Genomic DNA, 22,013 nt, shown 5'->3' with positions numbered 1-22,013 from the left:
GTTCACGTTTTGAGAACTAGAAGGAGGATAGATAAAATGCAAAATAAATTTGGAAATAACATCAAAGAAATTCGTAGTTCAAAAGGTTTAACTCAGGCATATGTATCAAGAAAGCTAGGGTATAAATCTACATCCATGTTGAGTGAGATAGAATCTGGTAAAAAAGGTCTTGATGCTGAAAAAGTTCCTTTATTAGCTGAAATACTAGGTGTTCAAATTAATGAGTTGTTTAGTTAATATTTTTTTAAGCTTTTTGTTCACGATATGAGAATTTATTAAAAGGAGATGTATTTTATGTCCAACACAATACCAGCAACATTACTCAATGATTGATATTGGGGTTCATTAATTTACTTATTCAAAAATCACTACAAATTAACCGAATGTTTCAATACCCGATTTTTTGATATGAAGGCTGAAACAATTAAAATTCAAACTTTAAAAAAACATGCAGGTCCCTGGTCTTCATCAGAAAAAGTAATGCTGAATTTAGCACTTCATCTTTTTAACGAAAGATACAAATTTACTCTTTCGGACCTGGATTGTCTTGATGACAATAATCGAAAGCTTGCATTTGAAGCAATGAGAATACGTTTCAGAAATTATTAGGGCAGTCCAATTGCTTTTAAAACATATATATAAGTAAGGAGGGATTAACTTGCCAAAAGAATACACCTATGGAAATTCAAAAGTGATTGTTTTTTCCCCATTAACTGAAATGACAAAAGAGGAACAGAAGACTTTTTTTCAAGACGAATGGAAAAAAGGAAACACTATCCTCAGAGAGATTGCTCAAGCAGCTCACGATTGTTTACTCGATAGATATATAGAGGAAAAGCAAGCATAAAAACCCCCTATTATAACAATACCACTAAAAAGGAGTCGGAATTGTCGAAATGTGCCAATTACCCGTTGCAAATGTCGAAGAAAGAGACATTATATCAAAAGCTAAAAACACTGTTCATTATCTATTCGACGCTATTTGTCAGGAAGATTTTGAGTCTGCTCAATTGGAACTATCAGAATTGAATTTTGTGATTAAAAGATTAGCAGATATACAGAAAAAGAGAGAGAGAAGAGAATTACTTGTGGCCATCGTTGCAGATATGCAGAAGAGGGGGATCAATATCGACTTCGCCCAAAGGGCTTCTTTTTTGAAAATAGCTGCGAAAAATGCTGTGGAAATTAATCAAAAATACTCAAAAATACACAAAAAAAGGCAGCAAGCGTAGAGCTCACTGCAAAAAATGTCTTTTGTAAATACACACATACAGTTTACCAGAAATAAAACTGAAAGGAAAGAGTCGATGCTAGTTACTCAAACAGAAAAAGGGGATTCAGTCGTCCTAGAACGGCTTTTCCCTTCTAGTCCAATAAAGATAATTAAACTCTTAGGTTTTTCTTCTTTCAATAAAGAACAGGATTACAACAAAAGATATACAGCTGCAAAACGGCCATTTATGAAGGGATGGCAACAGAGGGATAAGCCTGGTCTTTCTGCGAGCGAATCAGATTCGTGGATTCGAGAAGGTGGTTGGACAGGACTTGTTATTCCTAACGATTACATCGTCCTTGATATTGACGATCAGCTAGAAGGTGAGTTAATTTATAAAGCTTTAAGAAAGGACCAACTCAACTTTCATGCAATTAAAACAGTAAATGGATATCAATTCATTTTTAAAGATAATGGACGAATAAAAATCCAGAATGCTGCTGTTTTAATGGCTTGTGGGAGTGTTGGTGATTACCGTTTATCTGATAAGGGACAAATTGTTTTACCATCCATTAATACAAAAGGTAGGGAATGGATCAAAATTGCTGAGGGTGAATTATCTGAGCTCCCAATTTTTTTTGACAAACTAAAAATATTGAACAAAGAAGATCGTCCCTTTCCTGTCCCACTCAATGAAGGGGGAAGAAATAACGCTCTTTACAAGCACACTTGCCGATTGGTTGAATTTGGCTATAGTGCTGATGAAATTCACGAGATTGTTAGTTTTACAAATAAGCATCTTCTAATTCCACAACTAGAGCATAGAGAGTTTATTGCAACATTTAATAGTGCGCTAAATCAAAAGCCAAGTGGTAAGAACTATGGAGAGCCACCCGTTAAGAATGTTCCGCAGTATACATCTCCGAAAGAGTCTAAATTTAACCTTACTGAAATGGGAAACGCAGAAAGACTTGTCCATAAAAACGGTCAGAACTTGCGTTTTTGCATAGAATTTGAGGAATGGCTGCTGTGGAACGGCAGCACTTGGATTGAGGATAAGAAACGACAAATTGAACGAATTGCTATTAAAACTTTCAGAGAAATGTACGGGGAAGCATCTAAGGAAGAAGACATGGATAGAAGAAGCCAAATCGTTAAATGGGCTCAGTCCAGTGAAAAGAGTTCAGTCTTTTTAAATAGTATTGCTAGAGCGCAAGCTATGCTGCCATTAAGTCAGGACGAGCTTAATAAAGATGGATACTTGCTAAATTGTAAGAATGGTGTTGTTAATCTTAGAACTGGAGAACTTCAATCACATGAAAGAAACCTTCTAATGACTAAAAACACACATATAAGCTATGATGCATCAGCTACATGTCCAACATGGATAGCGTTTCTTGAAAGTATTATGAAGGATGAAAAAGACGAAGTAAAACATGAACTTATCAATTTTTTACAAAAAGCAATCGGCTATACCCTTACTGGAGACACAAGTGAACAAGTAGCATTTTTCCTTTGGGGAACCGGAAGAAACGGAAAATCTACTTTTATCAATATTGTCAAAGAAATACTTGGAGATTACGGAAAGCAAACAAATAGTGACACTTTTACATCAAAAATGAACGATAACGGCATTAATAATGACGTTGCTCGCTTATATGGTGCTCGTTTCGTGTCAGCCGTTGAATCGGAAGATAGTCAAAAGCTTTCAGAATCGTTGATTAAGCAGCTAACAGGTGGAGAGCCCATTACAGCACGTTTTTTACGAAAAGAATTCTTTGAATTCACTCCTGAATTTAAGATTTTCTTTACCACCAATCATAAGCCCATTGTTAAAGGGGACGATGAAGGGATCTGGAGAAGGATTCGACTTGTCCCATTTACTCACACAGTTCCGAAAGAAAATGTGGACAAGCATTTACCAGAGAAGTTAAGGGCAGAATTGCCAGGGATTTTACGTTGGGCTGTTGAGGGCTGCATGAAGTGGCAGCAAGAAGGACTAGGAGAACCAGAAGAAGTGAAGGCAGCGACAGACGAATATAAAGAAGAAATGGATCTTCTATCAAACTTTTTGGATGAATGCTGTGTAATTATGCCAGCTGCTAAAGTTGTTGTGAGTGAAATTCACAAGGTATACATGAAGTGGGCCGAGGAAAACGGAGAATATCCAATGAAACAAAGAGCTTTCAGCAGTCGATTACAGATGCGCGGTTTTTCGAAACGTAAGTCAACAGGCAATCGAACATTCTTTTTTGGCATCGGTTTAATTGCTGATTATAATGACGAGTTACCTAATAGTTACCTAGTTACTCAAAGTGACCCGTTTTCTAGTAAAGCTCCTATAGAGAAAAATTTTGAGACGAACCTAGAAACTGCATCACTTTCGGTAACTTTTGATACAAAAAGTAACTCTAGGGTAATAGAGGAGGAGATTTAATGATTAATCAACTTCTTAACACAATGTATAACTTAAATATAAAAATAAAAGAAAAAGATAATAAAACTAAGCTTATTTATGAACATGGATTGATTGATGATGGTATTAAAGAACAAATTAAGCTGAATAAAAAAGAACTCCTTCAATGGATAGATGAAAATGAAACTGCTAGAAAGATAGGTTTTCTTGTCTATAATCATGGACAACTCTATGAGTATCGGTTCGGAAGGGGCTCATACCTCTTTGTAGAGCGCCTTCCGAATGGCAAGGCATCATCCTGGAGAGAAAATTATAAGGAAGGCGATAGGAAGGCTTATAGGACGAAATCAATAGTTCAGAACGTTCCTTTCGAAAGGGCTTTTGAAGAAGCAGCTAGCTTTATAGATTGGCTCAATAAAAAAAGAGGGAAGAAAGTGGGGTGATCCAGTGAGTGTCACAGAACAATCAATTCATAGTTTTAAAGAAAAATTAATCCTAATGCTACTCGATTTAGGTTATACCAAATTATCGGATGGTAGGCAGCTGTATGAGCTTTCTGTAGAGGAATTAAAAAAATTGTATTGTGGAGGGGGAAAGAAGAATGCGACTAGCGCAAATCAATGAGGATGAAAGAGCAATTTATTATCTTGAAGTTGAACCCGAGTACGTTGTTCCAGAAGAGGGGAAGGGACAAGATGATGCTGTCTCTTTTGTTATGTTCCAAGACAACGAGAATGGCCATGAAATCGACGCTGTAGTTACGATAAGTGTAGAGGATGCGAGAGTGTTCGCTGCAGAAATATTAAAAGTGTGTGTTCAAATTGAATAGATTAATCGATACAGTAACGAAATGCAACACCACTAAAAAGGAGTGCATATAGAATGGGCAAAATTTTGAGATTTAAAAAGAACCAACTCTAAGGGATTTAGAAGGATTAAAGGTTAATGGGGCATCTTTTAATAATGGGAAAGGTTATTTTACAGATGAGACTATCGCAATGGATATTCCTAACACTTTCCGTTTTTCTACCAAACTAGAAATTTTCACACACAAAGATCACAATGAAATTGATTTGATCATGACGCAATTCTTAACTAGAGGTCCTGAATATTGGGAAATGGAAGAGGCGTTTGGACGAATAGAATTTAAAAATCCAGACATCGAAGAACAAATAAAACAACTATGTGAAGAGTTATTAAAAAGAGATTTAGTCTATTGGACAGAGTAATCTTAATTAATGTTTTAAGCAACCAGTTTCACAAAAGAACCAAACTGTGAAGGAGTGAATCGGATGAAAGAACAACCTATTATCCTACCAACAGAAGGAAAAACATATAGGATACACCAATTAAAAACCGTGGAACCGTACTTTTCAGAAGTGAAAAACGGCAATAAAACCTTTGAAGTAAGAAAGTTTGATAGAGACTATCAAATAGGGGACTTTTTAGATTTAGTCCATTATGACCCTCAAACAAAACAACTAGGGAAACGGATTCATAAATTGGTTACTTATATGCTTACTGATAAGCCTTATGTGCCTGACGGATATGTGATTTTAGGAATAGTTGATGACAATATAATGATTCAACATTAACGAACATTCCGAACATTTAGCGAAACAAATTGATAGTTGTGTTGATTAGATGTAGAAGGGAGAATGACACGAGTGGGATATTTAAGCCAAGTGCGAGCAGGTGGAAAACAATACATTTATCTGACTGAATATTGTGGAAATCAAGAGTTCTCTACTAAGAAAGAGATACATGTTTTTTCTTTTGGTAATAGTCGAATAGCAATTTTGAAGATGAAAAGATGGTTAAATATGTTTGAAAAAGAGTTTCCACATGAATTGATAAAACTTGGATATACGGAGGATGACCTAAAAAATTGGATAAAAACACTAGAAAGTGGAATCACAAAAAATGGAAGGGAATTTAATGTAGAAACTGGAAAACGTGCGATATATTAATATAAATATATATTAATAAAATCACGACTCGATAAGGGATAAGAATGAAAAAAATTTTAAAGCAAGGTAGAAGAGAGAGTTAGAACCATTTAAAAGGGAAATGAGGAAAAATGTACTTTTTTCTTTCATTTCCCTTTTAACGTATCCCAAAATTTTTTTTGGGATACAAGTGTTGGGGAAAAGACTTTATATTGATTTCAAGAGGTGATCATTGTATGGAGCCAGAGACAGTTAATTCAAATCCTACAGTTGAGAATCAAGATATTATTTCGGATTTTACACCTCAAGTAGTTGTCCCTGTTGAAATCAGAGATATGACTCGTTTCGAAAATGAAAAGGGAAAAATCAACATAATTCATGAGATTACAATAGGTGATTTGCTAGTATCGACCTCATTAATTGCAATCCTAATATTCCTGGTACTAAGCCGAATTATTAGGAGGTAACAAAAAATGTATGATGTTTTCAATCAGACACCAAAAGACATTATCTTCACGTACATTGTGTTTTTTGCAGCTTGCGCTATTACTTTTCCGATTTTTAGTCTGATAGTAACGGCAGCCACAGCATGGCGGGACAAGCGCAAGGGGGTTGATTAAGTGGAAATAGGCGGACTCATGGCTTACGCATTCAGCTATTTTCTTGGCAATCCAGACATAATGACCGCCTTAATCACCTGGGCGATTCTAGTAACCCTATCATTAACGGTCATCGAATTTAGAAGAAAATGAAAGGGGCTAGTAAATTGTGAATTTATCGGGTGTGTGGGATTGGACTTTCTTTTGGGAATCATTCGGATTCTTGCTAAGAACAGCAGCAAACTTTGTTATGATAATCGTCGCTATAATCGCTGTGGGATTACTAATCACAGTTATTATCAAAGCTGTAAAGGCAAGTAGAAGTTCATGAGCATGAATTTTTTTACAGAAGCTAGAATGATGGAGTTTTGGGGATATGTGAAAACGATACTCACGTCAGCTTCTCCTATGGTCATGTTGATGTTTGCCTTAATCGCTGTGGGATTCACCATCGGCATCATCATTCGAATTTTTAAAGAGGCTAGAAAAGATGATGACGAAGACGATTACGAAATAAAGCATTATTAAATTGTTAATCATCGAGGAAACTCGATATTATAAAAACTCTTTGCATAAAGGAGGAAAATGAAAATTATGGAGGGATCTAATTTGGTAGATTTAACAGGAATTACATTGCCATTTACGGTGAATGACATGGTTACAGCAGGTATGGCACTTCTTGGAGTTGTAGGAGCATTCGTACTTCTAGGTTTAGCTTTCCGATTTGTACCAAAAATCATCACAGTTATTTTTTCAGCTTTCCGTAGTGGTAGTGGCGGAAGAGCCTAATAGCCTAATATCTTTTGTAAAAAAGGGGGGAAGAGTGCGAAACGCTCTTTCCCCCTTTTTTATAGGAAAGCGTGGTATAAGTCATGTTGAAAAAAAGCATAATTTCCCTTTTTTTTATGGCTGTTTTATACTTCGTGGTTACTCCATCTACATTCGCGATTGTGATGTATGAGAGAACAGGTTCGATATTTCAAGAGGATCCTCATTATCAAGCTAGTGAAGATCGCTATATTATCCATTTTGATGATACCAATGTTTATCGTGTATGGCTCGCAGGATATAGCGACAGCAGCTATTCTACAATTATTGCGGAAAGTGATATAGATGGTGGTAATTTTACGGGGTTATCGTATTTTTCGTGTAAAACATATTATCGATCAGTTTATTATGACCGGTCAGGGAACGTGCTTGGAACACTTAAATTCTATTCGGACGAGGTACAAAATGAATCATGTATGAGTGGGGTTGAACCTAACGATCCATCTCCAGAAGAAGGATGTGACTCATGCGCAGTTTTTGAATGTCCTAATTGGTCAATCTACATGGGTAAGCTTGATGAAATAAAGAACGCTATTCCTCCTGCTCCGAATTGGCAGCAAGTAGCTAACACCTTTAGAGATACTATTGTACCTAGTTTAATAGGTGATTTAGGAAATTTATTAGGGTCAGCTCCTAACCCACCATCACCACCATCTAGTCTAGGTGGAATAGATGATAGAGGATTTAAGGATTCAGCCCCACAGGGAAACGAAGCTCCCGGGCTAGGAGATACAGATTACAGCAAAATAAAAGACGAAGCTCCAAAAATACCAGAAACACCAGATACATCTGATGGTTTTACGATCATGGATCCAGTCGATAATTTACCATCACAAGATGAGTTTAAGGACAATGTTCCGAAAGACGAGGATAACTTCGCACCCCCACCACCAAAAGATAATGAAGAGGACGCCCCCGTTCCAGAGGACGAAACGGGGGATGCTCCAATACCAGAAGATGATGGAGCAAGTGCACCGATGCCAGAGGATAACATAGGAACGGCACCCGTTCCAGAAGATCAAGGCGGTCAGGCTCCAACACCAGGGGATGGTGGGAGTTATAGTCCACCTATTCCTGGGGGAAGTGGTAGTGATGATGAAAGTGGTCCCCCTGTTCCAGGTGATAATGGAGGGAGTTGGAGTCCGCCAATGCCTGGAAACAATGAGTGGAATCCACCAATACCAGGAGGGGATGATGGAAGTCCTCCAATACCAGGGAATCCAATGTAGAAATAGGAGGGAGATATGATGAAAAAATTACTTGCAGCATTTATTGCATTGGCAGCCTTTTTAATAATTCCTGCTGCTGCAAGTGCCTCAAATTATGGGTTTAAGCAAGGTGATTATGTAGAACTAAATGGTTATGTATTTAAGGTTTTAAATCCTTCAACAGACTATCTATTTTATGATGGATATTTAGAAAATAGAAGATTCTCTAGTGCTTCTGATTTATACGATCCTTCTAATTCTTCTAATGTTGGTTATTATCTAAACCAAACTTTTTTGAGTAATTTGGGTGAAATATCTAGTTTTGTAGCTAATAAAAGTTGGGAAATAAAAGATACAGATAATGTATTTAAAAAAACAGTGACTACCAAAATAGGACTGTTATCAGCTAGTGAGTGGGGAACATACAAAGGAACGGTTTTACCTAACCCAATTTATGAATTTTGGACTTTAACCCCAAGGGGAAAAGGGGGGAGCGTTATAGCTATCACAACGCAAGGCTACAATGGTGTTTATGCTCCTACTACCAGCGTGAGCGTAAGACCTTCCTTATACTTAATGCCTGGATTACTTAAAGTAGGAACAGGGACAAAATCAGACCCCTATATATTGTCTACAGAGGAAATTATCAAGTTGTCTGATGTTAAAAATTTGTCTCTGTTAAAAACCTTACCTGCTGAAATAACTATCAGTTGGAAAAATCCAGAGGAATCTATTTTTTCGTATTTAAATATTTATAAAAACGGGGAATTAGTAGAAACAAATTTTACTGGAGAGACCTATACTTTTAAAGAATTGAGCCCATCTCAAGAATATAATTTCACTATAAAAGCCGTTGATAGTGAAGGAGAAGAAACATACGGACAATCTATAAAAGTATCTACTGATGATGTTCCTTTAGTTCCAGAAGTAAATAACTTAAATGCAAATGCAAAACATGACAGAGTAAATCTTTCCTGGAGCAATCCGCAAAGTGAGTTTTTTAATCATGTAAAGATTTATAGAAAAGTAGATGAGAGTGAACAAGAAACAACGGAAACAAGCTTTATGAATCTATTTAAGCCCATGACAGCGTATGCAGCCGAAAATGAAGATTTTAGCCCTATGTTCGAAACGAATGGAACGTACTGGAACGACCTTACAGTTGAGCCAGAAACGACATACAGTTACAAAATGACTACGGTTAATATAGCTGATGCCGAATCAGAGGGAACGGTTATACAAGCTACGACATTGGAAGAACCAGAACCTGAATTAGTGGGAGGAGTTTACACAGAGGATGAAAATGGAGACTTTCTTTATACCTGGTCACAGCCAACAACAGGAAAAGTAAAAGTACTAATTGATGGACAGGAATATAGAACGGTGGATGCAGAGTTAAAAGAAATTCTAATTCCAAAAGATTCCATGAAGTATGACATTTTCGATAATCCTAAAGTAACTTTAATACCTATTTCGGATTCTGGGAAAGAAGGAAGTCCGATAAAACCGCCTGATAGTAGTGGAGGGGTGAGTATTGGTAATGCGAAGCTACCATTCACAGCTAAAGATATGGTAACAGCAGGAATGAGTTTAGTTGGTTTGGTTGCAGCCTTCATACTCTTAGCTTTAGCTTTTCGATTTGTGCCGAAAGTCATCAATACAATTTACTCATCATTTAGAAGTGGTGGAAGTAATAGCAGCACCAAAGAGAAGGTAACAGAACGGGAACCACGAACAAGAAGGGGAGGCTAATAATCAATGAATACAGAATTTATACAGACGATTATTGAGATTGTGTTTAAGGGGAATATGCTTTTCCTTTCCCCTTTCCTCTTACTCTTGATGGGAATAGTGTTCAGTGAAGAATTGATTGGATTAATTCATTCCGCCTTTGATGGTTCTCCAGGAGGACGAAGGAGGCGCTATTAATGGGGATTGTCGGCGACGCATTCGGAAAATTATTTAGTGTTATATGGTCCGTTATCGTATGGATTGGGAACTTAATCAAAAATCTTTTTCAAGGGTTAGTTGATATATTAGTAGCTTTTTTTACGGCGATTTATGAAGTTATCGAAGGGCTTTTATATCTCCTTTATATGATAGGTGTACTTGCTGCTAAACTCTTCTTGGTTTTGTTCGAAGCGTTAAAAGTCTTATGGTCTTTAATCGTTGGACTCGGAAGGACGTTAGGAAGCTTAGTTTACTCACCGAGAGGAAGTGGTGGTCATGGATATAGCGAATTGATGGGGCGTCTCTTTGATTATGCCGACGTATTTTCGCTCAATAGTTTCGCTGTCATTATGAGTTTTGGAATTTGGTTTGCAACAGCAATAAGTGCAATTAAATTAATATCATCTATTCGGGTAGGTGGTGATTAAGTGGGTATAAAGGATACGATTATAAGCTTTATTAATAAGATTTTCCAGCCGCCAATTGAGGTTTTGGAACTTGCAATCGAACGGCTGCAATCCATACAAATGATTAACGCGCAAGGAATTGACATAGGGAAATATTTTAGTGTACTAGGTGATTTACCGTCCTCATGGCAAATGGTAGTCACTTCTCTTTTAGCTAGTGTCGTGCTACTGGTTACACTATTAATCTTTCGATCGGTTATGCGCATGTACTATTCGATTAAAGATGGAGTTAAGTGGTGGTAAAAAAAGGAGGTTTTTAATATGGCAGAAGCATTTGTATACATGTATGTAGTTGGAGCAGGAACGGCTGGAGGAGTCGCAACAGTTGTTTTCCTCGCTTGGAAGGTTTATCAAAAGTCAAATAATAAAAAGCCAAAACAAAAAAAGGTGGGTTACTAGAATGGGATTTCTAAAACGTAAAGAAGATGATGAGTATTTATTTGAAACCACGGATCTTTTGATCGTATTTGATGATGATAAAAAAATAAGTGATATTCACAGGGTTACGGCAATCGAGGAAGATGCGGTGATTGTGGCGGGAACTTGTAAAGTCCCCCTGGAAGATTGCGAAATTACAACAGGTAAAGAAGGACGAAACTTTTTTTACAGAGCCCCTAGTCAATCGATAAGAGAAACAGAACGGCTTGCAAGATTAGAAATGAGCATGGTACTAGAACAAGTGACTGCTTATAGACCGCCAGTTCCACCGAATAATCTCGACGGTACGAAGATTTTTCTTTTCGGTCTAGTATTTGTAGCTTTTATTGTGATGGGTATTACGAGCTGTGCGAACTAATGCTTGAGAAACGTCCTACAGCGAAATTAAATTTGTTATATCAAGGAGTTGTCCACTAAATGCAAGAGAATAACGTACCTATTTATTCAAATAATGCCGAGAAGCTGCAAAGTGCGATTGGTGACGATCTATTTCCTCAGGTTGCTCATATATCAGATATAAAACAGGTAATAGAAGAAATGACAAAGCTCTCTCAAAATTTGAGAGAGCCACAAATGAAAGCTTTAATTTTATTAGAAAAGATGGGTGAAAATAAATACCTTCATCCAAATGGAAATCCCTATAAAGGATTGTATGATTACATTCTCAATGATGGTAAAACTCATATAGCTGATCCGAATTACTATTTAGATACGATTGAAGCTTTAATACCTAAACCTCCGAAGCCTATTGTATTGGCAGAAAAGGGGGTTAAGAAGTAATGGAAAATAAAATCACAGGTAAACAAGGAACTGGGAAAACATCAGCTCTTCCCGTTATCGAAGAGTACTGGAGAAGAATATTAGAAAAAGAAGGTAAAAAGGAGGACGGAAAATAATGGCCCATCACTTTTTTGTCCAGGGATCACTTGGAGCAGGCAAAACTCTCCTTGCTTCCATTCTAGCGCATTACTGGAAGGGTAAAGTAGAACGACAAGGGGGAAAGATTGAGCTTTTCTCAAATTACGATTTAGAGGATTCTACCCCTATGACACACTATACAGATTGGTACAGAGTTGCAGAAGCTCAGGGAAGTATTTGTATATTTGATGAAGCTAACTTTGCATTCTCTAACCGAAAATGGAGCAAATACGGTCAATCCGTTTTGACAGATGTTATGCAGCTTACACGTAAAATGAAATCAGTACAAATTTATAGCGCTCCTTCAATTAATTTTGTGGATGCAAGAGTACGTTCCATTGTTGAAGTTTTGATAACAGCTCGAAAAATCGGGGACAAAGGTTTTCAATACTATTTCTATGACTATCAGACAAAAGAGTTCATGCACAAACAGTTCTTGCCGATGTACAAGGCTAAGAAGATTATGAAACTAAATTTATATGACACTGAAAATATGGTTCAATACTTCCCTGTTCCTCAGAATGAAAGAGAAGGAAATGAATTTTTTGAAAGGCTAGAAGAAATCCACGACATCGCCAGAGGAAAAATCCGAATACCCAAAAAGGAGATTGTTTTCGCATGAAGCTAGAAGAATTTACACTTGTTCCTAAGAACTATCGAGACAAAGATCCTAGAACGCTTCCTTATTTGTATCCCACAACCTTAAATATTGTAGCTTACGCTAAGAAGATGCAGGAATTTAGCTTTTACCAGGCTTTAGAGGTTGCTGAAGACTTAGCAAAGCGACAAGGTTATATTTTATTACCGTGGAGCTGCATCCATTGGGAAAGGGCCAAAAAGCTAGGCTATGAACGAAAGATCAAGATTGGCCGTAAATCTTTTTTCTTGTTGCGTATGGATGAAATGACAAAAAATGAAAAATTGAAGCTAGAAGCCTTGTTAGAGGATATCAAAGCTAGTTAATGTTCGGAAATAAGGAGGGTTTAGGGTGGAATTATCCTTAAATAAAAAAGAAGTAGCTTGCTTGCTGCTACATATGACAGCAATGAGAAAAAATATAAAGAATGTCTTAAAAAGTAATTACGGGAAAAAAGAAGGGAAAGAGCATCTTAATTGCTATGACGAAGTAAAGGAGATATTAAAAGGCGACTTTGAATTGTTTGATGAAGAGGACTATGAAAGTAATATTTCCGTTGGTTTAGATTCTAAGCAACTAAATATGCTCTCATCCTTTGTTTGTATCTATAAAGACAAGCTAAAAGCATTCCTGGAGGAGGCAAAGGCAGCAGACGAAAAGGAAAATAAAGAACAATTGGATCTACTTATTCAAGTGAAGGGGAAAATAGAGAATGTATAAGTATCTATTATTGCTTATCATTCCTTTGTTTTTCTGTTTCGGAACCCCTTCCGAGGCTAGTAACTTTGATTACTACACTAAAAGATTAGTAGGTTTAGATCAAAAGGCTGCTCTCCAGGAGGAAATAATAGCAGCAAGACAAAATGTTGAATCTTTGCCCGAGGGAACGGAGAAGGAACAAGCTATAAGCTCTTTAATTTCGTTAGAAATGAAAAAAACCAAAGTAGCAGCGTTTGTTGATGCCTATTCGAAAGCCCTTGGAAAAAACTCGGAGGGTCATGCAGCTGCGCACACATCCTTTTCTTCAAAAATAACACCAGGACAAATTGTTCCAGCTGCTTACATTCCTATCTATAAATCAGCAGGAGAAAGATATGGGGTAGAATGGCCTTTGCTTGCTGCAATTCATAAAGTCGAGACCGACTTCTCCAGGATAAAAAAAATGATCTCCTACGCAGGGGCGATCGGTCATATGCAATTCATGCCTCAAACTTTCAAGGCTTACGGAGTGGACGGGAACGGGAACAGCATTATAAGCCCGTGGGAGCTTGAAGATGCGATCTTTTCTGCTGCTCATTACCTAAAAGTCAGTGGAATTGATAAGAACGTGAGAACGGCTTTATGGCATTATAACCATTCGCAAAGCTACATCGATCAAGTGTTAGATATAGCAGCCACGATAAAGGGTGTTTCACAGTGAACGCTGCGTTCGAAACAATAGTTATCCCTTTATCTCTAATACTGATAACTCTTTTCCTTTTCTTTGCTCCTGCGAATCTAGGGAAACACCTTAAACGGAAAGGAAAGAAATATGCTAAACAATTTATCAAGAAACGCATAAAAAGAGAAATTGACCGATTTAAGCCGTTTTAGAGTGGTGTTAATTATGTTCGATTTAATCTTGGATCATAATGAAGCTTGTAAAATTGTAGACAATGAAGGGTTCGAAGGGTTCACAAGAAAGATGGAGGACAAATATAATTATAAATTCTTTTCTTGCAGCACTCATTGGAAAGAAAACAAGAAATATATTTGTAAGCTAAAAGGAAGTCTCGGGGATTTAGTTATAGGTTGGAAAGAGTAATTTATCAAAAACGTTCGTTTATAAGGAAAAAAGTTTAACAAGGGAAACAGGCGAAATTATCCTGTTTTTCTTTTAACAAAACTATTATCAAAATCAAATTTTCATCATATACAAAACAAACCGTTTTTGATAATATTTGGTTAATAGAGGAAAGGAGTGATTTAAATGATTAAAGCACTATTACAACAAATACCCAGGAATAGAAAAATAATCTGTTTAACTGGAGGAGCTGGTGAAGGGAAAACTCTTACAATGTCAGTATTAGGAAAAAAAATCAGAGACCAATTTAATGCTGAATTATATTCGAATTATTCTCTGTCAGAAAGTAAGCAGGTCTCAAAACTAAGTTTGAACGAGAAAATTAAAATTGTTTGTATTGATGAGTTTGAAAGAGTATACATGAATTCTAAAGGTACGGTGCATTTTTTATTAAATAATGAGGATAATAATATTATTTTCATTCTCACTGCTTTCGATATAAATAGATTAGATGAAAAAATCAAAGAAATGGTTGACTTGTGTATGATTGTGAAAAAGAATGACCAGGAAACTATAACTGTAAAGAGTACAAATACAAATTTCACAATGGAATTAAATGTTTCGGATAATAAAGATCAGTATAATGCTTTTGAATTACCTAATATCCAATTTTAAAAAAGGGTGGAAAAATGATTATTGGTTATGCAAGGGTATCAACTCAAGACCAAAATTTATCGATGCAGCTAGATGCACTTACAAATGCAGGGTGCCTAGAAATTTTCGAAGAAAAAAATTCTGGAACCAAGAAAGATAGGACAGCCCTTAACGAAATGCTAAAAATGCTTCGTTCAGGTGATAGGGTAGTAGTTTATAAGTTAGATAGAATAAGCCGCAGCACAAAACATTTAATTGAGCTCAGTGACTTGTTTGAAGAGAGAGGTATAGAGTTTGTATCTATCCAGGACAATATTGATACTTCAACAGCTATGGGACGTTTCTTTTTTCGAATAATGGCGAGTATTGCAGAGTTAGAACGTGATATACTCAGTGAAAGGACAAAATCAGGACTTGCAGCTGCCAGAGCTAGAGGTAGGAACGGTGGAAGACCAACAGCTGATAAAAAGAAAGTGCAGTTAGCGATAAAGATGTATCAGTCAAAGGATTACAGCATAAATCAGATCGTACAGGCTACTGGAATAAGCCAAGCTACACTTTATCGGAAATTGAATGAAGACACTTTGCATTAAAAACCTGATTAAATCAGGGTTTTATCCTCGTATATATGAATAGGTGTTAAATCAGTATAACCGCCATTCAACCCTCATGTCTGCGTACAAAAACATCAAAAATGAAGACTTCCGTTACTACATCCTCAAGCAAAAAGCCGATGTTTTCCATGCCATGCGAAGCTTCTTTAAAAAGGAGCAGGAAGATAAGATGTATGCTTAGAAAGAACAAAGCCAGTAGAGATACTGGCTTTGTTCCTTTTAATCGCCAAATTCAGATTTAGGTCGAAACACATCAATAAAATTTTGAGCGTTTTTTGAAATATATCTATCTTTTAACCAAATTAGAGATGTTTCAGTATTTGCTATGCAATCGCGAATCTCTAAAATTTTTATTTTCCTATTAGTAGAGGGGGGAAGAGCTGATCGCGGCATAACCGCACCACCAATTCCTTTTTCAATCAAAGACAAAAGTACTATCGTGGAGGGTGATTCGCAAATAAAATCTGGCACAATGCTATTCCTTCGAAACTCGTTAATAATGAGTTCATATATTCCTTTTCCTGTTATTCTACGCAATGCTACCATAGGGTGTTTGGATATTTCTTCGAAACTTATATCATTTCGATACTCTGCTTCTTTCCAACTAGCGGGCATAACATAGATAAACGGATCTATATCTAAGCTAATACTTGAATATCTATCATTCCTATTTTTAGGATCCTTCTGTATAGGTGTTCGAACAATTGCTAATTCAACACTTCGCTCTTCTAGTAATGCATCAATTCGATAAGGATCTCCTTCTAAAATACTAAGTTTAATATTTGGAAAGGCATTTGTAAAAGTGTGAATTTTTTCAGGAAGATAATATGTACAAGTCAGATTTACTCCAACATTCACAGTTCCTTTTAGTCCTTCAGCTGTTTCTCTTGCCTCAAGTATTGTTTCCTCGTATTGTTGTAGTACTTGTTTTCCCTTATGATAGAGAATTTTACCAGCCTCTGTTAATTCCATATGTTTACCATCCCGTATAAATAACTTTGAACCTATTTCGTCTTCTAATTTTTTGAGATATTGACTTAAAGGAGGCTGAGCTATATTTAATTTTTTTGCAGCTGACGTAATTTTTCCTTCTTCTACAATGGTAATAAAATAATGAAGTTTCCTAAAGTTCAATTTGCTCACTCCATATGTATTTTAATATATAAGCATTATGAAATTAGTATTTTAAATATATTTTAATACATGTTAGTATAAGATTATTCTAAAAATTATGCAAATTTGAATTCTTATTCAAGAGATTTTCAGAAATGTAGAAGTCTTAATAATGAAAGCGTTTCAAAAAATAGGAGGTGGATTTAAGTAAGATAAGGACCTAAAGATTCATATCTTATCTTGAGCAAGGTTTGTTTTGGAAAAAGATAAATTGAAGAAAACTAATAAGAAATGAAAGGGTGGTTCGATGAAAAAGAAAGCGCTTACCTTAATGATGTTTTTAATGTTAGTTTTGGCGTCGTGTTCTCAAACTACACAAAATTCAGAAGGAAACACAGGTAATGAATCTACTGGGAATGAAGGTAATGAGAAGACAGAAGAGACTCAAGAAATTGCCTTCCCAGAAAAAGCGATTGAGATGATTATTCCATACGGTGCGGGTGGTAGTACAGATATCGTTGCGCGAATTCTTGGTACAGCAGCACAAAAGTATTTACCCAATAATCAAACAATAGTACCTGTAAACATGCCAGGTGGTGGTGGAGCAATTGGAATGACCGATATCTTTAATGCCGAACCTGATGGTTATAAAATTGCCCTAGCAAACTCTGATTCTCTTTCAGTTGCGCCATTAACAAGTAATGCAGCATGGTCACATGATAGTTTTCAACCAATTGTAAAGCTTGCCAATGCTCCGTTTTTACTGGCAGTTAAAGCGGATGCTCCATGGGATACATTTGAAGATTGGCTTGATTATGTGAAAGCTAACCCAGGTAAGTTTACGTATGGTACATCTCTAGTAGGTGGACCAGGAAATGTAATCTTAGAAAAAATGGGGAAAGAGGCAGGGTTTACAACAACCCATGTACCTTATGATGCTTCAGGAGATGTTGTATCAGCCGTCTTAGGTGGAAATCTGGATGGTGCAGCAGTTAATCCATCAGCAGTAATTTCCCATGTTGAGGCTGGAACCATTAAAGTATTAACAACTTTAGGGAAATCAAAAGTGGAAGAGCTTCCAGATGTACCAACTCTTGAAGAAAATGGATTTGACTTGTCAATGGAACTTTTCTTTGCTGCAGTTGCTCCAAAAGGAATGGATCCAAAAGTGCAACAAATTATTCATGATGCATTTAAACAAGCAATTGATGACCCTGAGGTAAGTAAACAGCTGGAAGAACTAAGTATCAATGTTTCCTATGCAGGTGCAGACGATCTCCAAAAAGAATTCTCAGATACTTATGTGATGTTTGAAGAGGTATTAAAAGATATTGGAATAATCAAATAATTCATTTGAGTAAGTTAAGAGATTAATAGAGGAAGCGGGTCAATATTTCTTTGGACCCGCTTCTCTGTAAGTGGAACTTAATAAAATCCAAAGAAAAGGGGGATTTAGGTGAGTTATAAAAAGGCGACCTATATATCCTTGCTTTGTATTATCCTATTTGCGTTTATATATGGCTACATGATCAATACGATGAATATCGGTGTACAAAACTCATCGATTGGACCAAGATATTTCCCAAATTTGATAACGATTCTACTTGTAGTCCTATGCATAATTAGTTTTTTTCAAACATTAAGAAACAATGAGAATAAGAAATTCACTGTGAATAATCTTAAGTATATTTTCGCCATGATTGGGATTACAGCGATATTTTTTGCTCTTTGGTATTTTTTAGATCTTTTCTATTTAGGTTCATTTTTGTTTTTAACAAGTCTCTACATTCTTTTTCTAAAAGATCGTAGCTTTAAAAGAATAATAAAAAGCGCAGTAGTTGCATGTGTATTTACTATATTTATCTATTTTGTTTTTGGAAAATTAATGTTTATTGGATTTTAATCAAGCAGAAAGTAGGTGACAATTGATTTGGAGGTTTTGGGGTTTGATATATTAAGTTTATTTTCTATATCTAATATTTTGGCGATTTTGATGGGAACCCTCGTTGGGATGCTGATTGGGGCAATGCCAGGTCTCGGCGGCCCAGTAGCAGTTGTACTACTCTTGCCTTTAACATATGCGATGACTCCTTTGGCTTCAATATTATTGCTTTTGGCAGCCTATCAAGCTGCAGAGTACGGGGGGTCAATTTCTTCAATTATATTAGGGATACCTGGTAGTCCGTCAGCAGTTGCCACTACCTTAGATGGAAATCCTTTAGCTAAACAGAGTTCCCCAGGTAAAGCATTGTTGTATTCATTAATAGCTTCAACGATTGGTGGTCTCGTTGGTGGACTTTTGTTAGTATTTCTCTCTATTCCGATTTCTTCTTTTGCAATTCGGTTCTCTGAACCTGAGTACTTTTTATTAGGGATTCTTGGGTTAATCGCTGTTTCTGTTATTAGTTCTAAGGATGTAACAAAGAGCCTGATTTCAGTAGTGCTCGGTTTAATAGCAGGAACGATTGGTATGGATGCTCTATCGGGAAGTCCAAGGTTTACTTTTAATCGACCTGAGCTCATGAATGGATTAAGTATGACCACGTTGATGGTCAGTGTATTTGCCTTTACTGAGATTTTTTCGATGATTAGTGATGAACTAAATAAAAAATATGATGTATCAGCGAAGAAAATCCGTTCAAAATTAAGCCTTAAAGAGTTTCGAGGAGTCATAAAACCAATAGGAATTGGTTCAATTATCGGTTCATTTGTGGGAGTAATGCCAGGATTAGGAGCAAGTGCCTCTTCGTGGTTTGCATATAGTGCTGCTAAGAAAATGTCTAAATCACCGGAAACTTTTGGCAAGGGGAATCCAGAAGGGATTGCGGCACCTGAGGCTGCAAATAATGCAACGGTTGGTGGAGCATTGGTACCTTTGTTAGCATTAGGAATTCCTGGTTCTCCATCCATTGCAATTGTCATGGGTGCCTTTATTATTCATGGTATTCAGCCCGGTCCAAGTGTGTTCACAAATAATGCTGACTTAATAAATGGAATTTTTTATGGATTCCTGCTAACAACTTTAGCTATGTTTATCATTGGCAGATTCTTAAGTCCAATGTATGCAAAAGTTCTAACAGTCCCGGTTCATATATTAATTCCTTCTATTTTATTTTTATCTATTGTTGGAATATATGCTTCTGTCATTATGTATTTTGATTTATGGTTTGCATTAATTTTCGGTTTTGCGTGTTTCTTTTTGCGGAAGTTAGAGTATTCACTTCCATCGTTTGCTCTTGCGTTTGTCCTATGTCCGATTATTGAAATCAGTCTAAGAAGAGCTTTAATCCTTTCACAAGGTAGTTATTCGGTTTTTATAGAACGCCCCCTCTCATTAGCACTAATTATTATTATCTTGGTGATGGTGATAGGTAATATATTTGGTAGATTCCGAAAGAAAAAAGATGCAGGTCCACCAGCTGCATCTATCTAGGATGTAGCTCTCATTAAATAGATAGGTAATTTCGTAGTTTACCAAGCGGTAAGGAGAGATAGTCAATGATTGTTCAAGAAATGACAGGTGCGGCAGTAACAATTGAAGCATTAAAAAGAGAAGGTATAAAATATGTTTTTGGATTACCTGGAACAACGATTATGCCGTTGTTAAATGAATTATATGAAGATGAACAAATACGTTTTGTTACAGTTCGTCATGAACAAGTAGCTGCTTTTATGGCAGATGGTTATTCTCGAGCAACTAAGGATGGGGATATCGGTGTTTGTTTAGCTTCCAGAGGGCCAGGTGCAGCCAATATGACAATAGGCTTACACAATTCTTATGCAGAATCAGTTCCGGTTCTAGCTCTAATCGGGCAGGTTTCAGATGAACATTATTATCGAGAAGCTTTTGAGGAAATGGACCTGATCAAATTTTTCGAGCCTGTTACAAAATGGTCAATGGAAATTCATCATGCTAAACGAATCCCAGAACTATTACAAAGAGCAGTTCGGACTGCTGCTAGCGGGCGTCCACGACCAGTCATGGTTTCAATTCCTTTTAATTTATTGTCTGAAAAGGTTGAACAAATAAAATTCCACCAAAAACATCGTCAAAAATATTCGATGCCTGCACTTGAAGATATTAGAGAAGCACTACAAATGATTAATAAGGCAAAGAACCCAGTGGTATTATTGGGTGGTGGGAGCAGTACAGCTACATCTGATATTGTTCAACTTGCAGAAATTTTGCAATTACCAGTCATCACGACATGGTTGAGAAAAGATGTATTTCCGAATAATCATTCTTTGTATTTTGGGACACTTGGGTATGGAGCTTATGAAGTGAGTGAACGGTTAGTCGCTGATGCAGATGTTATTTTTTCAATAGGCTGTCATTTTTCAGAATTTACAACGAAAAAGTGGACTTTAATTTCTGAAAAAACAGATATTATCCAACTGGATATAGATCCTGAAGAAATCGGGAAAATCTATGAGATAAAATTAGGATTGTGCGGAGATGCTGCTTTGACCCTCAAAAGTATGACTCGAATTTTACCGGAAATTGAAACCGAGAAAAATACGGTAGTTAATAGAAAAAAATGGATCCAAGAAGAATCAGAAAGATTAGTTCAGGAATCAAAATTACCTAAAGATTCTCCAACAGAATACGTTTCTTCGCATGATTTGGTAGTAAGTGTACAAGAAGTTATTAATAAACATAATCCATCTTTGGTTATGGATGTGCCTACATTTGGAGTTTGGGCACAAAGATACCTTCAAATCAAAGAATCTAAGAAATATTACGGTTCAGCAGGAGGGTCAATGGGCTGGGGCTTACCAGCTGCAATGGGTATAAAATTGGCACGACCTGAAGAATTGGTTCTCTCTATTATAGGGGATGGTTCTTTCTGGATGGTGGCACAAGACCTAGAAACTGCGGTACGCGAGAATATACCCGTTATATGTCTGATTGTTAATAATTTCTCATTTGGAAACACAAGAGATCGTCAAAAAAATACGTATGGTGGAAAGTATTTAGGGGTCTTTTATGATAATCCTGATTTTGCAGAGTATGCAAAGCTGTTGAATGCATATGGGGAAAGAATTGAATCTGCTGATGATCTTCTTCCTGCTATTGAAAGAGCGATTGCATCTGGAAAACCAGCAGTTATAGATATTATTCAGGACCAATTTGAGGGTTTACCTGAAGGATTAACCCCAATCGGAGCAGAAAAAATAGATTAATAGATAGGGGCAGCGAACTTCTAGAAAAAGGAGTGTGAATAG

The 22,013-nt window shown here is 36.5% G+C and carries 34 protein-coding genes and 1 pseudogene; 34 read left to right on the top strand and 1 reads right to left on the bottom strand.

Annotation, left to right across the window (positions count from 1 at the left end; translation table 11 throughout):
- The first annotated feature begins 36 nt into the window (after nt 1–36).
- The 30 genes and pseudogenes from AA0X71_RS18115 to AA0X71_RS17970 all read left to right on the top strand — a co-directional run.
- Nucleotides 37–237: a helix-turn-helix domain-containing protein gene (locus tag AA0X71_RS18115; RefSeq protein ID WP_413356702.1), complete on the top strand. Its 201-nt coding sequence runs from the start codon at nt 37–39 to the stop codon at nt 235–237.
- A gap of 421 nt (nt 238–658) precedes the next feature.
- Nucleotides 659–847 carry a hypothetical protein gene (locus AA0X71_RS18110; RefSeq protein ID WP_413356701.1) on the top strand — a complete coding sequence of 63 codons (189 nt, stop codon included), beginning with the start codon at nt 659–661 and terminating at the stop codon, nt 845–847.
- 49 nt (nt 848–896) lie between these two features.
- On the top strand, nt 897–1,232 hold the full coding sequence (locus AA0X71_RS18105) for a hypothetical protein (RefSeq protein WP_413356700.1): 336 nt from the start codon (nt 897–899) through the stop codon (nt 1,230–1,232).
- Nucleotides 1,233–1,307: 75 nt separating this feature from the next.
- On the top strand, nt 1,308–3,650 hold the full coding sequence (locus AA0X71_RS18100; protein WP_413356699.1) for a phage/plasmid primase, P4 family: 2,343 nt from the start codon (nt 1,308–1,310) through the stop codon (nt 3,648–3,650).
- Nucleotides 3,650–4,072 (top strand): hypothetical protein, encoded by a 423-nt coding sequence (locus AA0X71_RS18095; protein WP_413356698.1) that lies wholly within the window; start codon nt 3,650–3,652, stop codon nt 4,070–4,072. The genes AA0X71_RS18100 and AA0X71_RS18095 overlap by 1 nt, the downstream gene beginning before the upstream one ends.
- A 4-nt stretch (nt 4,073–4,076) precedes the next feature.
- The gene (locus AA0X71_RS18090; RefSeq protein WP_413356697.1) at nt 4,077–4,253 is read left to right on the top strand and encodes a Fur-regulated basic protein FbpA; all 177 of its coding nucleotides are present in this window, start codon (nt 4,077–4,079) and stop codon (nt 4,251–4,253) included.
- The gene (locus AA0X71_RS18085; protein WP_413356696.1) at nt 4,231–4,458 is read left to right on the top strand and encodes a hypothetical protein; all 228 of its coding nucleotides are present in this window, start codon (nt 4,231–4,233) and stop codon (nt 4,456–4,458) included. Before AA0X71_RS18090 ends, AA0X71_RS18085 begins: the two co-directional genes overlap by 23 nt.
- 169 nt (nt 4,459–4,627) lie before the next feature.
- Nucleotides 4,628–4,858 carry a hypothetical protein gene (locus tag AA0X71_RS18080; RefSeq protein WP_413356695.1) on the top strand — a complete coding sequence of 77 codons (231 nt, stop codon included), beginning with the start codon at nt 4,628–4,630 and terminating at the stop codon, nt 4,856–4,858.
- Between the two features lie 63 nt (nt 4,859–4,921).
- Complete coding sequence (locus tag AA0X71_RS18075; RefSeq protein ID WP_413356694.1) at nt 4,922–5,224, top strand: DUF3850 domain-containing protein; 303 nt, start codon at nt 4,922–4,924, stop codon at nt 5,222–5,224.
- Between the two features lie 72 nt (nt 5,225–5,296).
- Nucleotides 5,297–5,599: a hypothetical protein gene (locus tag AA0X71_RS18070; protein WP_413356693.1), complete on the top strand. Its 303-nt coding sequence runs from the start codon at nt 5,297–5,299 to the stop codon at nt 5,597–5,599.
- A gap of 215 nt (nt 5,600–5,814) precedes the next feature.
- On the top strand, nt 5,815–6,045 hold the full coding sequence (locus AA0X71_RS18065) for a hypothetical protein (RefSeq protein ID WP_413356692.1): 231 nt from the start codon (nt 5,815–5,817) through the stop codon (nt 6,043–6,045).
- 153 nt (nt 6,046–6,198) lie between these two features.
- The gene (locus AA0X71_RS18060; RefSeq protein WP_413356691.1) at nt 6,199–6,330 is read left to right on the top strand and encodes a hypothetical protein; all 132 of its coding nucleotides are present in this window, start codon (nt 6,199–6,201) and stop codon (nt 6,328–6,330) included.
- A 16-nt stretch (nt 6,331–6,346) separates the two neighbouring features.
- Nucleotides 6,347–6,508 carry a PTS ascorbate transporter subunit IIC gene (locus AA0X71_RS18055; RefSeq protein ID WP_413356690.1) on the top strand — a complete coding sequence of 54 codons (162 nt, stop codon included), beginning with the start codon at nt 6,347–6,349 and terminating at the stop codon, nt 6,506–6,508.
- A gap of 2 nt (nt 6,509–6,510) precedes the next feature.
- Nucleotides 6,511–6,705: a hypothetical protein gene (locus AA0X71_RS18050; protein ID WP_413356689.1), complete on the top strand. Its 195-nt coding sequence runs from the start codon at nt 6,511–6,513 to the stop codon at nt 6,703–6,705.
- A 66-nt stretch (nt 6,706–6,771) separates the two neighbouring features.
- Nucleotides 6,772–6,966 carry a hypothetical protein gene (locus tag AA0X71_RS18045; protein ID WP_413356688.1) on the top strand — a complete coding sequence of 65 codons (195 nt, stop codon included), beginning with the start codon at nt 6,772–6,774 and terminating at the stop codon, nt 6,964–6,966.
- Nucleotides 6,967–7,049: 83 nt separating this feature from the next.
- Nucleotides 7,050–8,234 carry a hypothetical protein gene (locus tag AA0X71_RS18040; RefSeq protein ID WP_413356687.1) on the top strand — a complete coding sequence of 395 codons (1,185 nt, stop codon included), beginning with the start codon at nt 7,050–7,052 and terminating at the stop codon, nt 8,232–8,234.
- 18 nt (nt 8,235–8,252) lie between these two features.
- The gene (locus tag AA0X71_RS18035) at nt 8,253–9,965 is read left to right on the top strand and encodes a fibronectin type III domain-containing protein (protein WP_413356686.1); all 1,713 of its coding nucleotides are present in this window, start codon (nt 8,253–8,255) and stop codon (nt 9,963–9,965) included.
- A gap of 6 nt (nt 9,966–9,971) precedes the next feature.
- On the top strand, nt 9,972–10,142 hold the full coding sequence (locus tag AA0X71_RS18030; protein WP_413356685.1) for a hypothetical protein: 171 nt from the start codon (nt 9,972–9,974) through the stop codon (nt 10,140–10,142).
- Entirely contained in the window at nt 10,142–10,591 is a 450-nt protein-coding gene (locus AA0X71_RS18025; RefSeq protein WP_413356684.1) for a hypothetical protein, read from the top strand. Before AA0X71_RS18030 ends, AA0X71_RS18025 begins: the two co-directional genes overlap by 1 nt.
- Complete coding sequence (locus AA0X71_RS18020) at nt 10,592–10,873, top strand: hypothetical protein (RefSeq protein ID WP_413356683.1); 282 nt, start codon at nt 10,592–10,594, stop codon at nt 10,871–10,873. It begins immediately after the preceding gene.
- 18 nt (nt 10,874–10,891) lie between these two features.
- A complete protein-coding gene (locus AA0X71_RS18015; protein WP_413356682.1) occupies nt 10,892–11,029 on the top strand; it encodes a hypothetical protein in 138 nt (45 codons plus the stop codon).
- A 1-nt stretch (nt 11,030) separates the two neighbouring features.
- On the top strand, nt 11,031–11,426 hold the full coding sequence (locus tag AA0X71_RS18010) for a hypothetical protein (protein WP_413356681.1): 396 nt from the start codon (nt 11,031–11,033) through the stop codon (nt 11,424–11,426).
- 59 nt (nt 11,427–11,485) lie between these two features.
- On the top strand, nt 11,486–11,848 hold the full coding sequence (locus AA0X71_RS18005; RefSeq protein WP_413356680.1) for a hypothetical protein: 363 nt from the start codon (nt 11,486–11,488) through the stop codon (nt 11,846–11,848).
- 115 nt (nt 11,849–11,963) lie between these two features.
- Nucleotides 11,964–12,608, top strand: coding sequence for a zonular occludens toxin domain-containing protein (locus tag AA0X71_RS18000; protein ID WP_413356679.1), 645 nt, complete (start codon nt 11,964–11,966; stop codon nt 12,606–12,608).
- Nucleotides 12,605–12,949, top strand: a complete 345-nt coding sequence (locus AA0X71_RS17995; RefSeq protein WP_413356678.1) for a hypothetical protein — start codon at nt 12,605–12,607, stop codon at nt 12,947–12,949. The genes AA0X71_RS18000 and AA0X71_RS17995 overlap by 4 nt, the downstream gene beginning before the upstream one ends.
- Before the next feature lie 25 nt (nt 12,950–12,974).
- Nucleotides 12,975–13,343, top strand: a complete 369-nt coding sequence (locus tag AA0X71_RS17990) for a hypothetical protein (protein ID WP_413356677.1) — start codon at nt 12,975–12,977, stop codon at nt 13,341–13,343.
- Complete coding sequence (locus tag AA0X71_RS17985; protein WP_413356676.1) at nt 13,336–14,043, top strand: lytic transglycosylase domain-containing protein; 708 nt, start codon at nt 13,336–13,338, stop codon at nt 14,041–14,043. The genes AA0X71_RS17990 and AA0X71_RS17985 overlap by 8 nt, the downstream gene beginning before the upstream one ends.
- A 549-nt stretch (nt 14,044–14,592) precedes the next feature.
- Nucleotides 14,593–15,081: an AAA family ATPase gene (locus tag AA0X71_RS17980; protein WP_413356675.1), complete on the top strand. Its 489-nt coding sequence runs from the start codon at nt 14,593–14,595 to the stop codon at nt 15,079–15,081.
- A 14-nt stretch (nt 15,082–15,095) separates the two neighbouring features.
- Nucleotides 15,096–15,653, top strand: coding sequence for a recombinase family protein (locus AA0X71_RS17975; RefSeq protein WP_413356674.1), 558 nt, complete (start codon nt 15,096–15,098; stop codon nt 15,651–15,653).
- A 46-nt stretch (nt 15,654–15,699) separates the two neighbouring features.
- Nucleotides 15,700–15,855 (top strand): annotated as a pseudogene (locus AA0X71_RS17970) (sporulation protein YhbH); the annotation flags it as partial.
- A gap of 38 nt (nt 15,856–15,893) precedes the next feature.
- Here the strand turns inward: AA0X71_RS17970 and AA0X71_RS17965 are convergent.
- Complete coding sequence (locus AA0X71_RS17965; RefSeq protein ID WP_413356673.1) at nt 15,894–16,808, bottom strand: LysR family transcriptional regulator; 915 nt, start codon at nt 16,806–16,808, stop codon at nt 15,894–15,896.
- A 286-nt stretch (nt 16,809–17,094) separates the two neighbouring features.
- On the opposite strand from AA0X71_RS17965, the gene AA0X71_RS17960 reads away from it, so the two are divergent.
- From AA0X71_RS17960 to AA0X71_RS17945, 4 genes are all read left to right on the top strand, one after another.
- Entirely contained in the window at nt 17,095–18,135 is a 1,041-nt protein-coding gene (locus AA0X71_RS17960) for a Bug family tripartite tricarboxylate transporter substrate binding protein (RefSeq protein ID WP_413356672.1), read from the top strand.
- Nucleotides 18,136–18,243: 108 nt separating this feature from the next.
- Nucleotides 18,244–18,690, top strand: coding sequence for a tripartite tricarboxylate transporter TctB family protein (locus AA0X71_RS17955; protein ID WP_413356671.1), 447 nt, complete (start codon nt 18,244–18,246; stop codon nt 18,688–18,690).
- Nucleotides 18,691–18,717: 27 nt separating this feature from the next.
- Nucleotides 18,718–20,220: a tripartite tricarboxylate transporter permease gene (locus tag AA0X71_RS17950; RefSeq protein WP_413356670.1), complete on the top strand. Its 1,503-nt coding sequence runs from the start codon at nt 18,718–18,720 to the stop codon at nt 20,218–20,220.
- 65 nt (nt 20,221–20,285) lie between these two features.
- Nucleotides 20,286–21,971, top strand: a complete 1,686-nt coding sequence (locus AA0X71_RS17945) for a thiamine pyrophosphate-binding protein (RefSeq protein ID WP_413356669.1) — start codon at nt 20,286–20,288, stop codon at nt 21,969–21,971.
- The last annotated feature ends 42 nt before the right edge of the window (nt 21,972–22,013 follow it).

It is taken from the genome of Robertmurraya phoenicis, from assembly GCF_047302285.1.
In the GTDB taxonomy this organism is placed as follows: domain Bacteria; phylum Bacillota; class Bacilli; order Bacillales; family Cytobacillaceae; genus Robertmurraya.
Note: the sequence above shows the minus strand (reverse complement) of the source record. Positions and strands in the feature narration are given on the sequence as shown.

Bases quoted from the DNA above. Each gene is read 5' to 3' on its own strand.
- AA0X71_RS18035 (WP_413356686.1), top strand. From the start codon at position 8,253: ATGAAAAAATTACTTGCAGCATTTATTGCATTGGCAGCCTTTTTAATA.
- AA0X71_RS17980 (WP_413356675.1), top strand. From the start codon at position 14,593: ATGATTAAAGCACTATTACAACAAATACCCAGGAATAGAAAAATAATC.
- AA0X71_RS17975 (WP_413356674.1), top strand. From the start codon at position 15,096: ATGATTATTGGTTATGCAAGGGTATCAACTCAAGACCAAAATTTATCG.
- AA0X71_RS18025 (WP_413356684.1), top strand. From the start codon at position 10,142: ATGGGGATTGTCGGCGACGCATTCGGAAAATTATTTAGTGTTATATGG.
- AA0X71_RS17995 (WP_413356678.1), top strand. From the start codon at position 12,605: ATGAAGCTAGAAGAATTTACACTTGTTCCTAAGAACTATCGAGACAAA.
- AA0X71_RS18105 (WP_413356700.1), top strand. From the start codon at position 897: ATGTGCCAATTACCCGTTGCAAATGTCGAAGAAAGAGACATTATATCA.
- AA0X71_RS17960 (WP_413356672.1), top strand. From the start codon at position 17,095: ATGAAAAAGAAAGCGCTTACCTTAATGATGTTTTTAATGTTAGTTTTG.
- AA0X71_RS17945 (WP_413356669.1), top strand. From the start codon at position 20,286: ATGATTGTTCAAGAAATGACAGGTGCGGCAGTAACAATTGAAGCATTA.
- AA0X71_RS18095 (WP_413356698.1), top strand. From the start codon at position 3,650: ATGATTAATCAACTTCTTAACACAATGTATAACTTAAATATAAAAATA.
- AA0X71_RS17985 (WP_413356676.1), top strand. From the start codon at position 13,336: ATGTATAAGTATCTATTATTGCTTATCATTCCTTTGTTTTTCTGTTTC.
- AA0X71_RS18050 (WP_413356689.1), top strand. From the start codon at position 6,511: ATGAATTTTTTTACAGAAGCTAGAATGATGGAGTTTTGGGGATATGTG.
- AA0X71_RS18065 (WP_413356692.1), top strand. From the start codon at position 5,815: ATGGAGCCAGAGACAGTTAATTCAAATCCTACAGTTGAGAATCAAGAT.
- AA0X71_RS18080 (WP_413356695.1), top strand. From the start codon at position 4,628: ATGGATATTCCTAACACTTTCCGTTTTTCTACCAAACTAGAAATTTTC.
- AA0X71_RS18115 (WP_413356702.1), top strand. From the start codon at position 37: ATGCAAAATAAATTTGGAAATAACATCAAAGAAATTCGTAGTTCAAAA.
- AA0X71_RS18010 (WP_413356681.1), top strand. From the start codon at position 11,031: ATGGGATTTCTAAAACGTAAAGAAGATGATGAGTATTTATTTGAAACC.
- AA0X71_RS18100 (WP_413356699.1), top strand. From the start codon at position 1,308: ATGCTAGTTACTCAAACAGAAAAAGGGGATTCAGTCGTCCTAGAACGG.
- AA0X71_RS18030 (WP_413356685.1), top strand. From the start codon at position 9,972: ATGAATACAGAATTTATACAGACGATTATTGAGATTGTGTTTAAGGGG.
- AA0X71_RS18000 (WP_413356679.1), top strand. From the start codon at position 11,964: ATGGCCCATCACTTTTTTGTCCAGGGATCACTTGGAGCAGGCAAAACT.
- AA0X71_RS18040 (WP_413356687.1), top strand. From the start codon at position 7,050: ATGTTGAAAAAAAGCATAATTTCCCTTTTTTTTATGGCTGTTTTATAC.
- AA0X71_RS18005 (WP_413356680.1), top strand. From the start codon at position 11,486: ATGCAAGAGAATAACGTACCTATTTATTCAAATAATGCCGAGAAGCTG.
- AA0X71_RS18085 (WP_413356696.1), top strand. From the start codon at position 4,231: ATGCGACTAGCGCAAATCAATGAGGATGAAAGAGCAATTTATTATCTT.
- AA0X71_RS18075 (WP_413356694.1), top strand. From the start codon at position 4,922: ATGAAAGAACAACCTATTATCCTACCAACAGAAGGAAAAACATATAGG.
- AA0X71_RS18045 (WP_413356688.1), top strand. From the start codon at position 6,772: ATGGAGGGATCTAATTTGGTAGATTTAACAGGAATTACATTGCCATTT.
- AA0X71_RS18015 (WP_413356682.1), top strand. From the start codon at position 10,892: ATGGCAGAAGCATTTGTATACATGTATGTAGTTGGAGCAGGAACGGCT.